This window comes from Gordonibacter pamelaeae, assembly GCF_003340385.1.
In the GTDB taxonomy this organism is placed as follows: Bacteria; Actinomycetota; Coriobacteriia; order Coriobacteriales; family Eggerthellaceae; genus Gordonibacter; species Gordonibacter pamelaeae.
In genome coordinates this window covers 283,877-296,380 of the sequence record NZ_PPTS01000002.1, presented here as the reverse complement: position 1 = coordinate 296,380, position 12,504 = coordinate 283,877, and the positions used below count along the sequence as shown (strand labels likewise).

General features: G+C 68.2%; 11 protein-coding genes and 1 tRNA gene. 8 read left to right on the top strand and 4 right to left on the bottom strand.

The genetic code is table 11. The features are described 5' to 3' along the window. Nucleotides 1-30 precede the first annotated feature (30 nt). The 4 genes from C1877_RS03910 to C1877_RS03895 all read left to right on the top strand — a co-directional run bounded on the left by C1877_RS03910 (nucleotide 31) and on the right by C1877_RS03895 (nucleotide 4,057). Complete coding sequence (locus tag C1877_RS03910) at nucleotides 31-933, top strand: DegV family protein (RefSeq protein ID WP_114568438.1); 903 nt, start codon at nucleotides 31-33, stop codon at nucleotides 931-933. A 56-nt stretch (nucleotides 934-989) separates the two neighbouring features. Beyond that, nucleotides 990-1,916 carry a DegV family protein gene (locus tag C1877_RS03905; protein ID WP_041240313.1) on the top strand — a complete coding sequence of 309 codons (927 nt, stop codon included), beginning with the start codon at nucleotides 990-992 and terminating at the stop codon, nucleotides 1,914-1,916. Between the two features lie 59 nt (nucleotides 1,917-1,975). Further along, nucleotides 1,976-2,938 (top strand): NAD(P)-binding domain-containing protein, encoded by a 963-nt coding sequence (locus C1877_RS03900; protein ID WP_114568437.1) that lies wholly within the window; start codon nucleotides 1,976-1,978, stop codon nucleotides 2,936-2,938. Between the two features lie 168 nt (nucleotides 2,939-3,106). Continuing rightward, nucleotides 3,107-4,057, top strand: coding sequence for a radical SAM protein (locus tag C1877_RS03895; protein ID WP_114568436.1), 951 nt, complete (start codon nucleotides 3,107-3,109; stop codon nucleotides 4,055-4,057). Between the two features lie 178 nt (nucleotides 4,058-4,235). Here C1877_RS03895 and C1877_RS03890 read toward each other — a convergent pair whose 3' ends face one another. From C1877_RS03890 to C1877_RS03880, 3 genes are all read right to left on the bottom strand, one after another. Next, complete coding sequence (locus C1877_RS03890; RefSeq protein ID WP_114568435.1) at nucleotides 4,236-5,366, bottom strand: DUF362 domain-containing protein; 1,131 nt, start codon at nucleotides 5,364-5,366, stop codon at nucleotides 4,236-4,238. A 124-nt stretch (nucleotides 5,367-5,490) separates the two neighbouring features. Beyond that, complete coding sequence (locus tag C1877_RS03885) at nucleotides 5,491-6,594, bottom strand: TIGR03915 family putative DNA repair protein (RefSeq protein WP_244909786.1); 1,104 nt, start codon at nucleotides 6,592-6,594, stop codon at nucleotides 5,491-5,493. Further along, nucleotides 6,591-8,102, bottom strand: a complete 1,512-nt coding sequence (locus tag C1877_RS03880; RefSeq protein ID WP_114568434.1) for a putative DNA modification/repair radical SAM protein — start codon at nucleotides 8,100-8,102, stop codon at nucleotides 6,591-6,593. The genes C1877_RS03885 and C1877_RS03880 overlap by 4 nt, the downstream gene beginning before the upstream one ends. A 145-nt stretch (nucleotides 8,103-8,247) precedes the next feature. Between C1877_RS03880 and C1877_RS03875 the strand changes: the two genes are divergently transcribed. Further along, nucleotides 8,248-8,322, top strand: a tRNA-Thr gene (locus C1877_RS03875). 219 nt (nucleotides 8,323-8,541) lie between these two features. Here C1877_RS03875 and C1877_RS03870 read toward each other — a convergent pair. Next, nucleotides 8,542-9,636 carry a hypothetical protein gene (locus C1877_RS03870; protein WP_114568433.1) on the bottom strand — a complete coding sequence of 365 codons (1,095 nt, stop codon included), beginning with the start codon at nucleotides 9,634-9,636 and terminating at the stop codon, nucleotides 8,542-8,544. A gap of 429 nt (nucleotides 9,637-10,065) precedes the next feature. On the opposite strand from C1877_RS03870, the gene C1877_RS03865 reads away from it, so the two are divergent. Genes C1877_RS03865 through C1877_RS03855 form a run of 3 tightly spaced genes read left to right on the top strand, consistent with a single transcriptional unit; the run spans nucleotide 10,066 to nucleotide 12,459 of the window. Beyond that, a complete protein-coding gene (locus C1877_RS03865) occupies nucleotides 10,066-10,716 on the top strand; it encodes a TetR/AcrR family transcriptional regulator (protein ID WP_114568432.1) in 651 nt (216 codons plus the stop codon). Further along, nucleotides 10,713-11,669, top strand: coding sequence for an ABC transporter ATP-binding protein (locus C1877_RS03860; protein WP_114568431.1), 957 nt, complete (start codon nucleotides 10,713-10,715; stop codon nucleotides 11,667-11,669). Before C1877_RS03865 ends, C1877_RS03860 begins: the two co-directional genes overlap by 4 nt. After that, nucleotides 11,662-12,459: an ABC transporter permease subunit gene (locus C1877_RS03855; RefSeq protein WP_114568430.1), complete on the top strand. Its 798-nt coding sequence runs from the start codon at nucleotides 11,662-11,664 to the stop codon at nucleotides 12,457-12,459. Before C1877_RS03860 ends, C1877_RS03855 begins: the two co-directional genes overlap by 8 nt. Nucleotides 12,460-12,504: the final 45 nt, after the last annotated feature.

The following is a 12,504-nucleotide window of genomic DNA, read 5'->3' as shown; positions in this document are numbered from 1 at the left end:
CCCGTGCGCCCTAGCCCAAGGTAACGTGCCATGATCAAGATACTCACCGATTCGGTCGCCTCCATCCCCGCCGACGCTGCGCGGGAGGCGGGCATCGACGTCATAACGCTCTACGTGAACCGCGACGGCCGCGAGCTGGCCGATGCGGACATGGACCTGGACGCGTTCTACGCGGACATCTACGATATGGTCGACAACATCCCCACGTCGAGCCAGCCCTCGCAGGCTGCGTTGGAAGCGGTGTTCGAGGAGGCCGCGCAGGCAGGCGACGAGGTGCTGGGCGTGTTCATCTCCACGGGCCTCTCGGGCGCCTACGAGGGCGCGGTGCGCGCCGCGCGCGCCGTGGCCGCCCGCAACATCGGCTTCTCCTACGCGCTCGTGGACTCCAGCTCGTGCGGCTACGACGAGGCGTGGCCGGTGTTCGACGCCGTGGCCGCCCGCGCGGCCGGCGAGGACCTGGAGGGCTGCACGCGCGCCGTGCTGAAGGGCATCGAGTCCACGCGCTTCTTGTTCACGCCCGAGACGCTTACGTTCCTTCAGAAGGGCGGGCGCATCGGCAACGCGGCGGCGCTTCTGGGCAACCTCATACAGCTCTCGCCCGTGCTCACGGTGAGCGACGGCAAGGCCACAACCCTCGCGAAGGTGCGCACGCGCAAGAAGGCACTGGAGAAGATATTGGCCACGTTCAAGGACGACGTGGAGAAGCACGGGCTGAAGAACGTGGTGGTGCACTACATCGGCGACAAGACGCCGGCCGTGGCGTGGGCCCACGAGGTGGTGGAGCCGCTCTTGGGCCGCACGGTGCCGGTGCTGCCCGTGAGCCCCGTCATCGGCCTGCACGTGGGGCCGGCGGTGGGCATCGCCTACGAGTGCGCGAGCGCGCTGGCCGGCAAGCTCACGGCCCCGGTGCAGGCGCGCCTGTGCACGTCGTGAGCGTGCCGGCCCGCCCGATGGACGAAACCGTATTCGACAAGGAGGCCGACGCCCCTATGCCGCATTCCTGCAACCTTATCATCGACTCGTGCTGTGACCTGCCGTTCGAGACAGTCGACCGCGACGGGGTGGAGCTCATCGAGTTCCCCTACGTCATGAGCGACGGGGAGCACGCCGACGACCTGTACCGCGCATCGAGCGCCCACGACTTCTACCAGGCCATGCGCGACGGTGAGGAGCCCACCACGGCGCAGGTGCCCGTGCCGGTGTTCCGCGCAGCCTTCGAGCGAGCCGTCGAGAGCGGCGTGCCCACCGTGTACCTGAGCTTTTCAAGCGGGCTGTCCGGCAGCTTCGACGCGGCCGTGCTCGTGCACGGCCAGATCATGGCCGAGCATCCCGATGCGGAGCTCTACCTGGTGGACACGCACCTGGCCTCGGTGGCGGAGGGGTTGCTGGTGCACGAGGCGCTGCGCCAGCGCGACAAGGGCCTGACGGCGCGCGAGCTGGCCCAATGGGCCGAGGAAGCCCGCTACTTCGTGGACGCCGAGTTCATGGTGGAGGACCTGGATGCGCTGCGGCGCGGCGGGCGCATCCCGGGCTCGGTGGCCTATGCGGGTTCCAAGCTGGACGTGAAGCCCATGCTCACCATCGCGCCGGACGGCAAGCTGTCGCTGGCGGGCGTGGCGCGCGGCCGCAAGAAGGGCATCAAGCAGCTGGCCGAGTACTACCAGAAGCGCGTGGCGGAGAGCGTTCCCGGCCAGTGCGTGGTGGTGGCGGGCGCCGACTGCCCGAAGGACGTGGGGCGCCTCAAAGAGGCTCTGGGCAAGGTGGACGACTCCATCCTGTTCTTGGAGAGCAGCATAGGGCCCGTCATCGGCTCGCATGTGGGGCCGGGCATGATAGCCGTCGTGTTCTGGGGCGGCGACAAGCGCGAGGACATGTCGGTGGCCGACCGCATAGCGCGCAAGGTCAAGCAGGGATAGGCGCCGCCGAGGCGCGCGGCACGCATTCGAGAAACGACGCCCGGAAAGGGGCTGCTCTTATGGACAAGCGGTATGCATTTATCGGGAACGAAGCGGTGGGCGACGTGGTGCGAGAGCGCCTGGACGCGGCAGGCTGGACGCGCACGGCCGACGTGGCGAGCGCCGGCATGGTGGTAACGTACTGCACGTCCCAGACGGCGCTTGAGGACGCGTACTTCGACGAGAACGGCATCGTGCAGGCGGCGTCGCCGAATACGGTGCTCATCGACCTGTCGGCCTCGACGCCGAGCTTCGCGCGAGAGCTGAACGCCGTGGCCATCGTGAGCGATTTGGCGGCCGTGGAGGCGCCGCTCGTGGTGGCCGACCCGATGCTGTCCGACGCCCTCTCCGACCGCGACAACCTTATGTGCCTGGTGGGGGGCGAGGAGGACGACGTGGAGGCGGCGCGCCCCGTGCTGGACGCGCTCGTGGGCACCGTGCAGGAGACGGGCGGATCGGGGTCGGCCCAGCTGGCGCGCGCAGCTTACACGCTGCAGACGTCGGCGCAGATCATGTCGGCTATCGAGGCCGACGCGCTCTACCGCGCCGTGCAGCGATCGTCCGCCGCGTTCGGCGCCACGTTCGGGCGCGCGGGCGCCACGACGCCCGAGGCCGAGCAGGTGCTCGCGGCCGTGAACGCCGGGCGCTTCGACGGCGCGTATACCGTGGAGATGCTCATGTCCGAGCTGTCGGCCGCGCTCATGGCCGCCGACGACGTGGACCTCATCCTGCCGCAGGCCGAGGCGTGCCTGCACCTGCTGGAGCTTTTGGCCGTGATCGGCGGCGCCGACAAGGCGCCCTCGGCACTGGCCCTCGTGTACGGAGAGGAGGCGGCCTGCGCCGAAAACGGCTTGGATTGGACGCGCGCCGAGCAGGCCTACGCCTCCGAGGAGGCGGGGGAGGACTGCGACTATGACGACGACGGCGGCGACGGCGACGGTGGCGACTTCCCCGGTGGCTTCGGAGCGTATTCGGCGAATTGAGCTCAGCCGTTCTGACGAGCGACGGAACGGGCCGACGCTACGGGCCGCCCTCGTACCCGATCTCCGCTCCTTCTCGCTTGCGCCTCGCGAGAAGCACGTGCGGCCGCGATACGGGTTGACCTTGGGCGCGAGGACGGCCCTCGCTGACTGATTTGGATCGGTGGGGATATGAAGCACAACCTTTCAACCTCCTGCGACCTCTGCCCTCGCCGGTGCGGGGCGGATCGTGCGGCGGGGGAGCGCGGGGTTTGCGGGGCCGACGATGCGCTCGTGGTGGCACGGGCGGCGCTGCACTTCTGGGAGGAGCCTCCCATCAGCGGCAGCCGTGGCAGCGGCACCGTGTTCTTCGCGCACTGCCCCCTACACTGCTGCTACTGCCAGAACGCCGTGATAGCCGCTGGCGAGGCGGGGCGCGCCGTAAACGTGGACCGGCTGGCGGAGATGCTCTTGGAGCTGGAGGCGCAGGGCGCGCTGAACGTCAACCTCGTCACGCCCACGCACTACGCCCCGCAGGCGCGCGCCGCCGTGGCGCGGGCGCGTGGGCGGGGGCTGGCGCTTCCCGTGGTGTGGAACACCTCGGGCTACGAGACGGTGGCGGCCGTGCAGGCGAACGCAGGTACCGTGGATGTGTACCTCGCCGACTTCAAGTACGCCGATCCCTTGCTGGCGGTGCGTTACTCGAAGGCGCCGGACTACCCGGATGCAACGCTGGCCGCCCTTGGCGAGATGGTGCGCCAGACCGGCGCCCCGGAGTTCGACGAGGTGGACGGGGATCCGCGCCTCGTTCGCGGGACGGTGGTGCGCCACCTCATGCTGCCGGGAGCCCTCGAGGACTCGAAGCGCGTCGTGCGCCTCGTGCACGAGCGCTTCGGCGACGACGTGCTGCTGTCGCTGATGAACCAGTACACGCCGGTTCTGGCCGATGCGGCCGCCGCGGGCGACGAGCGCGCCGCGGCGGCGCTGCACCGCTGCCCAGAGCTTGCCCGGCGCGTCCCGGACGAGGACTACGAGCGCCTGCTGGACTACGCCGATGCGCTGGGTGTGGAGGACTACTTCTGGCAGGAGGGCGGCGCGGCCGAGGAGAGCTTCATCCCCCCGTTCGACCTGACGGGGGTGTAGGGGAGACGGCCACAACAAGGCGCGCGGGGAACGTGCGCTCCGCCGACGCCATCGCGCCGGTTCGACAAGGACGTGGCGTGCGAATGGCGCGGCCGAAGATGTTCGTTTTCGCATGTCTTCGGCCGCCCTTGGGAGGGGCCGAAGACATGCGGAGGCAGCGGGTGAAATAGCCCCTATCTCACATCCTCACCAGCTCGTACTTCCGCGTTCCCAGGCCGATCTTCTCGGCGTGCTCTAGGCAGGTGCGCCATTCCGACTCGGGGGTGGAGTTGGCGAAATGGTCGCCCGAGGGCTCGAAGCCGGGCGTGGCCAGGTTGTCCGAGAGCTTGCTGCCGGGGAGGGGGGAGGCGGCCAGACAGGCGTCGACGCAGGCCTGGTCGAGGGCGAGCGGGTCCATGGAGGCGAACATTCCCAGGTTCGGCAGGATGGGGGCGTCGTTCTCGGCGTGGCAGTCGCAATGGGGCGACACGTCCACCACGAGCGAAACGTGGAGCTGCGGCCGGCCGTCCACGACGGCCTTCGCGTACTCGGCCATGCGGCGGTTGAGGTCGGCGTTGGCGGCGTCCTGCGCGAAGTCGATGGCGTCGAAGTTGCAGGCGCCCAGGCAGCGCCCGCACCCTACGCAACGTTCCTTGTCCACGCCCATCTTCCGGGCGGCCTCGTCGAACACGAGGCCGCCGTTCGCGCATTCGGGCAGGCACTTCTTGCAGCCGCGGCACTTCTCCCCGTCGATGTCGGGCTGGCCGTTGCTGTGCTGCTCGGTCTTGCCGGCGCGCGAGCCGCAGCCCATGCCGATGTTCTTGATGGCGCCGCCGAACCCGGTGAGCTCGTGGCCCTTGAAGTGCGTGAGGCTCACGAACACGTCGGCGTCCATGACGGCGCGGCCGATCTTCGCCGCCTTCACGTACTCGCCGCCTGCCACCGGCACCTCCACGTCGTCGGTGCCCTTCAGGCCGTCGCCGATGAGGATGGGGCAGCCCGCCGTGAGCGGCGTGAAGCCGTTCTCCCATGCGCATTCCAGGTGCTCGAGGGCGTTCTTGCGGCTGCCGGGGTACATGGTGTTGCAGTCGGTGAGGAACGGCTTGCCGCCGAGCTCCTTCACCACGTCCACGAGGGCGCGTGCGTAGTTCGGGCGCAGGTAGCTCACGTTGCCCAGCTCGCCGAAGTGCAGCTTGATGGCCACGAACTTGCCTTCGAGGTCCAGGTCGGCTATGCCCGCACGGCGGACGAGCTTCTTCAGCTTCGTGGGCAGCCCGTCGCCGAACGCCTGCGTGCGGAAGTCCGTGAAGTACACCTTGGCCGGTTCCATGGGATCCTCCTTCTAGCGGCTCGCCGCCGCACCGTGCTGTTCTCTCGTCGGGTTCCATGATAGCGCCTCGCGGGTTCCGGGGAAACGCCCGGCTGCGGGAGACGCTGTCGCAGCTCCCCCTCCTTCAGCCGCGCCAGAGGCGCTCGGCTTGCGGGGCGGCGGCGCGGGCCAGCTCGGTGCCGGGGAGGTCCTCGTGCATCTCCAGGATGTTCTTCCACAGGCGCTTGGGCATGAACTGGCGGCGGAGCTCCGGGTTGTAGCGGGCCTCCACGGCGACGGTGCGGTAGAAGCGCTTCCAAGCTGCCTGCATGAGGTTCTCCTCCGCGGCGCGGTCGGGCACGTCCAGCTCGTCGGTGCGCACGAGGTACCAGTCGCGCCCCTCGTAGACGCCTGCCAGGTGGTGCACCTCGTCGTAGATGATGAAGGGCTGCGTGTTGAAGCGGCCGGCGAACCAGTCCATGAGCAGCGGCACCACCGAGGCCTTCGGGTTGCAGCGCGCGAGCCACACGCCGTTCTCCAGGTGCTCGAAGCGCAGGAACTGCACCATGTGGTGGCGCTCGTTGCCCACGGAGCGCACGAGGCGGTGCAGGGGCTCCACGGCAGGGTGGGCGAGGTCGTTCAGCACGCTGCCGCGCGCCTTTCCCGAGCAGCCGAGGGAATCGGTCGGCTGCGACGAGGCCATGGGGCCGCTGCACGATCCGCGCCGGCGGCATCCCGTGCAGTCGTGCGGGCGCTTGGCCGCCATGGCGTAGCGCACGAAGCGGTAGACAACGGTGCCGGCACTCGGGTCGTCCGAGAGCGAGGCGCGCATGACGGCGTCGTAGGCGGCGTGGCCGCAGACGCGCTTGATGCCGCGCTGGACGCGCACGGCGCGCTCCATGTCCGTCTCCACGAAGCGCACCGTCTGCCCGAGGCGTGGCTGGAGCGCGGCCTGCGCCGTGACGTCCTGCGGGTCCTCGCGGCGCACGTACGCCTCGAACACGGCCGACAGCAGGCCTTCCAGCGTCCCGTCGTAGGCGTAGGCCACGTTGGCGAGCGGCTCTTCCGGCGTTGCCGGCCCATGGGGGGCATCGCCGGCTGCGGCGGGCTCCCGTCCCGCTCCCGTCGCAGCCAAAGCGGCCGAACGGTTGCGCGCCCCCTTGTCCGGGGCGGCCGAGCGGCCGGAACCGGCCTCGGCCGCCGCAGCTCCCGAGGGCCGTTCGAAGCCGGTTCTGTGGTCGGTGCTCATGCGCAGGCCGCCTCGGGTTGCTCGAGGGCGTGCTGCCAGCCAAACGCGCCGTCGGCATTCCCGCGGCGCTGCCCGTTCGCCGCGTTGTCGTGCTGTCCGGCAGGCGCCGTTCCCAGGCGCTCGCCGGCCCCCGCGCCCAGGTGCCCGCGGGGATCGACACCCGCGCCCTGCGCGATGCGGGCCTTCTCGGGCGTTTCCACGCTCTCGAACAGGCTCAGCTGGCCGGGGATGGCCTTGTCTGCGCGACGGCCGTGGCCACCGCCCTTCGGCGTTGCGGCTAAATGCGCCCGCAGGCCCTCTCGAGAGAAGTCCGTTCCCTGGCCGGCGTAGCTGCCGTTGCAGGTGATGAAGAAGCGCGCCCGCTTGTAGGCGATGCCCAGCTTGCGCAGCTCGCGCTCGCCGAGCGTGGTGGAGTGCCGGGCGCGCATGATGGAGTGCGCGCCCTTCACGCCGATGCCGGGTACGCGCAGCAGTGCCTCGAGCGGCGCCTTGTTCACCTCCACGGGGAAGAAGTCCAGGTTGTTGAGGGCCCAGTTCGCCTTCGGGTCGACCTCGGGGTCCAGGAACGGGTGCTCCTCGTCGATGATCTCGGTGACGTCGAAGCGGTAGAAGCGCAGGAGCCAGTCTGCCTGGTAGAGCCGGTGCTCGCGGTTGAGCTGCAGGGCGTCGGTGCCGGGCAGGCGCGCGTCGTCGTTCACGGGCGTGTAGGCGCTGAAGAACACGCGCTTGAGCGAGAGCGTGCGGTAGAGCGCGGCCGAGAGGTTGAGTATCTGGAAGTCGCTCTCGGGCGTGGCCCCCACGATCATCTGCGTGGACTGGCCGGCGGGCACGAAGGCCCGCTCCTTCTTCTTCGGCTTGACCGCCTTCATGTAGGTCGTGTTCTTGCGCACGAGCGCGCGGGTGTCCTTGTCCACGGCGATGTTGTCGCGGATCTGGCGCATGGGGGCGATGATCTGCTGCTTGTTCTTCTCGGGGGCGAGCAGGGCCAGGCTCTGCTGCGAGGGCAGCTCCATGTTCACGCTCATGCGGTCGGCCAGATGTCCCAGCTCGTCCACGAGCTCGGGTGAGGTGCCGGGCACGGCCTTGGCGTGGATGTAGCCGCGGAAGCCGTGCTCGCCCCGCAGGAGCGACAGCGTCTGGATCATGAGCTCGGTGGTGTAGTCGGGGCTCTTGATGACGCCCGAGCTTAAGAACAGCCCCTCGATGTAATTGCGACGGTAGAATGCTATGGTGAGGTCGGCCAGCTCCTGCGGCGTGAAGGCGGCGCGCCTCACCTCGTTGGAGCAGCGGTTCACGCAGTAGGCGCAGTCGTAGACGCACACGTTGGTCATGAGCACCTTCAAGAGCGTGATGCAGCGCCCGTCCGCCGCGAAGCTGTGGCAGCATCCCGCCGCCATCGTGTTGCCCAGCTTCCCCTTCTGGGCGTCGCGGTCGATGCCCGAGGAAGTGCAGGCCACGTCGTATTTCGCCGCATCGGCAAGTATCTCCAGTTTGTCGATCAGTTCCATACGCACGCCCGTTCGCCAGATCAAGTGTTCGCGAGAATATCTGTTCGCTTAGTATGGGCGAACGGATATTCGTTGTCAAGATGGGGGACGCTTCTTCCCGAAACGGGCAGGATGTCGTACAATACGCAGGCACGACAATTCTTATGCCAGTGTGGCGCAATGGTAGCGCAACAGTTTTGTAAACTGTGGGTTGCAGGTTCGAGTCCTGTCACTGGCTCCAGGAAACAGCAGGCCGGAGGGCACAGCCCCCGGCCTTTTTCGTCGCCGTGCGGCTCGAGGGGTGCGGGTGGCTGCGGTCTGCTCGGGTACGGCTTGCACGGTTGCGGTCGGCCCGGGCATGGCTCGCTTGGCCGGTCCGGCTCGGGCGGGCGATGCCGGGTCGCGGCGATGCCCGGATCGAGGCCATTTCGTCGCGGCCTGCGATGCGCCTGCGCTGCCGTTAGCGCAGGCGCGCTCCCACCAGGCGCTTGAAGGCGGCGGCGTTGTCGGGCGACACGTTGATGGCGCGCACCGGGCGGCGCGTTCCGGCGAACGTGCGGACCTCCAGGGGCTCGGAGAGCTCGATCCAGCAGGGCGGGGCGCCCATGACGCCCAGGTCGAGGCGCTCGCGCTTGGGGACGTCGGGCGCGGCGGCACCCACGCCGGTCACGAGGTGCAGCGGCACGTCCTCGCAGACGAAGGCGGCCCAGCGCACGGTGAGCGTCTCGTCGTCCACGAGCAGCGGGTTCAGCACGCTGGCGCGCGCGGCGGCCACGAGCCACAGAAGGGCGTACAAGGAGGTGGCGGTGAGCAGGCAGGCCGCGATCGTGCTCCACTGCGCCACCAGCAGGTGCACGGCGAACGCTTCCACGGGCAGCAGCGCCGCGATCACGCCCACGAGCGCCAGGAAGCCGCTTTCCCTATGGTAGCTGAACGCGTGTCGGCCGACGGGCGCGTCGGGGCGGGCGCGCCACGAGAACAGGGCGTAGTACCAGGTGGCACCTTCGATGCCTGCCAGATGCGCCGCGCGCCCACCCGGCGCGAGGACCTTGAACGCCTCGGCGAACCAGTCGTACGGGCGCGTGGAGGCGCCTCGTGCGGCGCGGAAGGCGCGCACGAGGCGGCGCGCCTCGCAGGCGATCACGGCGGCGTCGAGCGCGAGGGCGGCGGCGAACAGGGGCGGCAGCAGCGAGAACGTGCCGGCCGACCCCGCCGCCGCGGAGACCGCCAGCGGCGAGAGCAGCCCCGGCGCGACCAGCTGGGACGCCGCGAGGTACCCCGCCCACACCACCGGCAGCACGGCCAGGGGCGTGAGGCCGCGGCGGCGCACTACCAGCAGGTAGAACGCGGCGGGCACGCACACCATGAGGTCGAACGGCACGGCCACGTTCACGGCGAACGCGTGGGCCGAGGCGGGCACGGTGGTCGCGCACGCCAGGTCGACGGCGTAGAGCGCCAGGACGACGGCGAGCGCCAGCAGCAGGCGGCGCGCTCCGAGCGCACGGACGGGAGCGGCGGATGCGGTGGGTTCGGGGAGGTTCGAAGAGCGGGCCATGGCGTCTCCTGTCGTCGGCGGGAGGGCGTGTCGCGCGATGCGGGTCCATGATAGCAGACGGGCGAAGAGGGGACCGGGCCGGCTGTCGCCGGAGGAGCGGGCGGGAGTGAGCAGGAGGGGGAAGGGGGCTGGGGGTGCCCCCCCCGTTTCAGCCGGTCGCAGGGGAGGGCGGCAGCGCGCGCTGGTGGGCGCAGCGTGACATGCCGGCCTTGCGCGTCGGTCTTGCCCGTCTGCCTCGCATGCGAGGCAGACATGGCTCGGGGGCGCCGGCCTCGGATGCGGGCCCGGCGCGCTACGGGCTTGGCGGCTCTCCCAATGAAAAAACCCTCCTCGACCCCTTCTAAAAAATAGTCAACGGGGTAGCATGATCTCCAATCCGTTGACCGAGCGGTCAACGGCCGCAGAGCGGCAGGAAGGGAGGCGGCGGCAATGAGCGCAACGGACGATAGGGGGCATGCGGACTTCAGCAAGTTCGAGAGCCTCCCCGAACAGCGACGCGAGGCTATCGTCAACGCCGCCGTGGAAACGTTCGGTCGATGCGACTACAAAAGCGCTTCGACCGAGGACATCGCACGGCGCGCTGGCATCTCGAAGGGTCTTCTGTTCTTCTACTTCAAGAGCAAGAAGGAGCTGTACCTCTACCTCATGGAGCACCTCATGGAGAAGGTGTCCGATCTGGTGGTGGACGACGGATTCTACGAGATCGACGATTTCTTCGATCTGCTCGTGTACGCAGCTGAAACCAAGCGCAAGGTGCTTTCGCGTTTCCCCTACCTGCTGGAGTTCTCCGTCCGGGCCTTCTACCCGGAGCACAAAGACATCAAGGACACGATGGACAGCTGGACGCAGAGGCAAATCGACCTGATGTTCTCCGCGTACTTCAGATGCGTGCGGTTTGACCGGTTCCGCGACGACATCGACCCGAAGTACGTGCTCGACCTGCTGATTTGGCTGGCTGACGGCTACCTGCACCAGCAGCGCGCCCTGCATCAGCGCCTCGACATGGATGCGATGCTGGACGAGATGTACCGCTGGTGCGACATGCTGAAAGCCTATTCGTACAAGGAGGAATACCGATGAGCGCAACAATCGGCCCCGCGATTGCGATCGAGGGGCTCAAGAAAGATTACGGAAGCGGACGCGGCGTGTTCGGCGTGTCGTTTGCCGTGGAGCGGGGCGAGGTGTTCGGCTTTTTGGGACCGAACGGCGCCGGCAAGACGGTGACCATGCGCAACCTCATGGGCTTCATCCGCCCTGATGAGGGAACCGTGAACATCAACGGCCTGAACTGCTTCAGCCAGCGCGCCCGCATCCAGGAGCACCTGGGCTACCTGCCCGGCGAAATCGCCTGCATGGACGAGATGACCGGCACGGCGTTCCTGGAATTCATGGTGCGCATGAAGAAGCTGCGCGACCGCACGCGCATGGAACAGCTGATCGAGTACTTCGAGCTGGACCCCGCGCGGCGCATTCGCAAGATGTCGAAGGGCACGAAGCAGAAAGTGGGACTGGTCTGCGCGTTCATGGCCTCGCCCGACATCGTCCTGCTCGACGAGCCCACGAGCGGCCTCGACCCCCTCATGCAGAGCCGCTTCATCGACCTCGTGCTGGAAGAGAAGCGCCGCGGCACCACCATCTTGCTGTCGTCGCACCTGTTCGAGGAGGTTGAGCGCACGTGCGATCGGGTGGCGTTCATCCGCGGGGGCAAGCTGGCCGCCGTAGAGCGCATGGACGACGTGCGGAAGTCGCGCAAGCGCATGTTCGTCGTCACGTTCGCCGACGAGGCCGCGCGCGACCGCTACGCGGCGGCCCACCGCGATACCGGTGTCAGCGTGCAGAAACAGGGGACGACCAGCGTGGAAACGGCCGTGTCCGGCAACCTCGACGCGTTCGTGAAGGACCTGGCCGCGAACGAGATCGTCGATCTCACCGTGCGCGAGCAGACGCTCGAAGAGCTGTTCATGCACCTGTACGGCACCTTCGGCGACGCGTCGAACCGCAGGTCGGGGTTGAAAGGAGGCTCCCATGAATAAGACGCTGTTCGCGAAGGAGCTGCGCGCCAACCTGTTCGTCAGCGACATCATCGCCGCGGTGCTGGCTATGTACATCGGCATGATCGTGAGCATGTTCGATCCCGAGCTGGGCGAGAGCCTCGATCTCATGATGCAGAGCATGCCCGAGGTGTTCGCCGCATTCGGCATGTCGACGCAGGCCACCACCCTTATCGACTTCATGCTGAACTACCTGTACGGGTTCCTGCTGACTATCTTCATCCTCGTGCTGATCCTGATCATGGTGAACAAGCTGATGGTGCGCTACCTCGATCGCGGCGCGATGGCGTACCTGCTGGCAACGCCGAACAGTCGCACGCGCATCGCATGCACGATGATCGGCGTGATGGTGGCTATCCTTGCCGCCCTCATGGTGGCGGTTACGGCGCTCGAGGTGGGATTCGCCGAGACTCTGTTCCCCGGCGAGCTGGACATGCAGGCGTTGTTGCAGGTGAACGCGGGGCTGTTCGCGCTGTGGCTGGCTATCGCGGGCCTGTGCTTCCTGTCGGCCTGCCTGTTTTCGAACGCCACGGCGGCTTTGTGGGCGGGCGGCGGTCTTTGCATCCTGCTCTTCCTCATGCAGATGGTGTCGAAGGTGGGCGACAAGTTCGAGCTCCTGGAGAACGTCAACCCCTTGACGCTGTTCGACTATTACGGCTTGGCCGCAGGCGACGCGTCGGCAGTCGGCGGCGCGATTGCGCTGGCCGCGAGCGCGGTGGCGCTGTTCGCTGCGGCAGTTGCGGTGTTCGACCGGCGCGACTTGAGCATCTAGCAGATTCGAGGGCGTGACAGGGGGCGTGACAGGGGGACGGGGATA

Excerpts from the sequence above, each read along its gene's own strand:
- C1877_RS03905 (WP_041240313.1), top strand. The coding sequence starts at position 990 with ATGCCGCATTCCTGCAACCTTATCATCGACTCGTGCTGTGACCTGCCG.
- C1877_RS03865 (WP_114568432.1), top strand. The coding sequence starts at position 10,066 with ATGAGCGCAACGGACGATAGGGGGCATGCGGACTTCAGCAAGTTCGAG.
- C1877_RS03885 (WP_244909786.1), bottom strand. The coding sequence starts at position 6,594 with ATGAGCACCGACCACAGAACCGGCTTCGAACGGCCCTCGGGAGCTGCG.
- C1877_RS03910 (WP_114568438.1), top strand. The coding sequence starts at position 31 with ATGATCAAGATACTCACCGATTCGGTCGCCTCCATCCCCGCCGACGCT.
- C1877_RS03895 (WP_114568436.1), top strand. The coding sequence starts at position 3,107 with ATGAAGCACAACCTTTCAACCTCCTGCGACCTCTGCCCTCGCCGGTGC.
- C1877_RS03870 (WP_114568433.1), bottom strand. The coding sequence starts at position 9,636 with ATGGCCCGCTCTTCGAACCTCCCCGAACCCACCGCATCCGCCGCTCCC.
- C1877_RS03900 (WP_114568437.1), top strand. The coding sequence starts at position 1,976 with ATGGACAAGCGGTATGCATTTATCGGGAACGAAGCGGTGGGCGACGTG.
- C1877_RS03855 (WP_114568430.1), top strand. The coding sequence starts at position 11,662 with ATGAATAAGACGCTGTTCGCGAAGGAGCTGCGCGCCAACCTGTTCGTC.
- C1877_RS03880 (WP_114568434.1), bottom strand. The coding sequence starts at position 8,102 with ATGGAACTGATCGACAAACTGGAGATACTTGCCGATGCGGCGAAATAC.
- C1877_RS03860 (WP_114568431.1), top strand. The coding sequence starts at position 10,713 with ATGAGCGCAACAATCGGCCCCGCGATTGCGATCGAGGGGCTCAAGAAA.
- C1877_RS03890 (WP_114568435.1), bottom strand. The coding sequence starts at position 5,366 with ATGGAACCGGCCAAGGTGTACTTCACGGACTTCCGCACGCAGGCGTTC.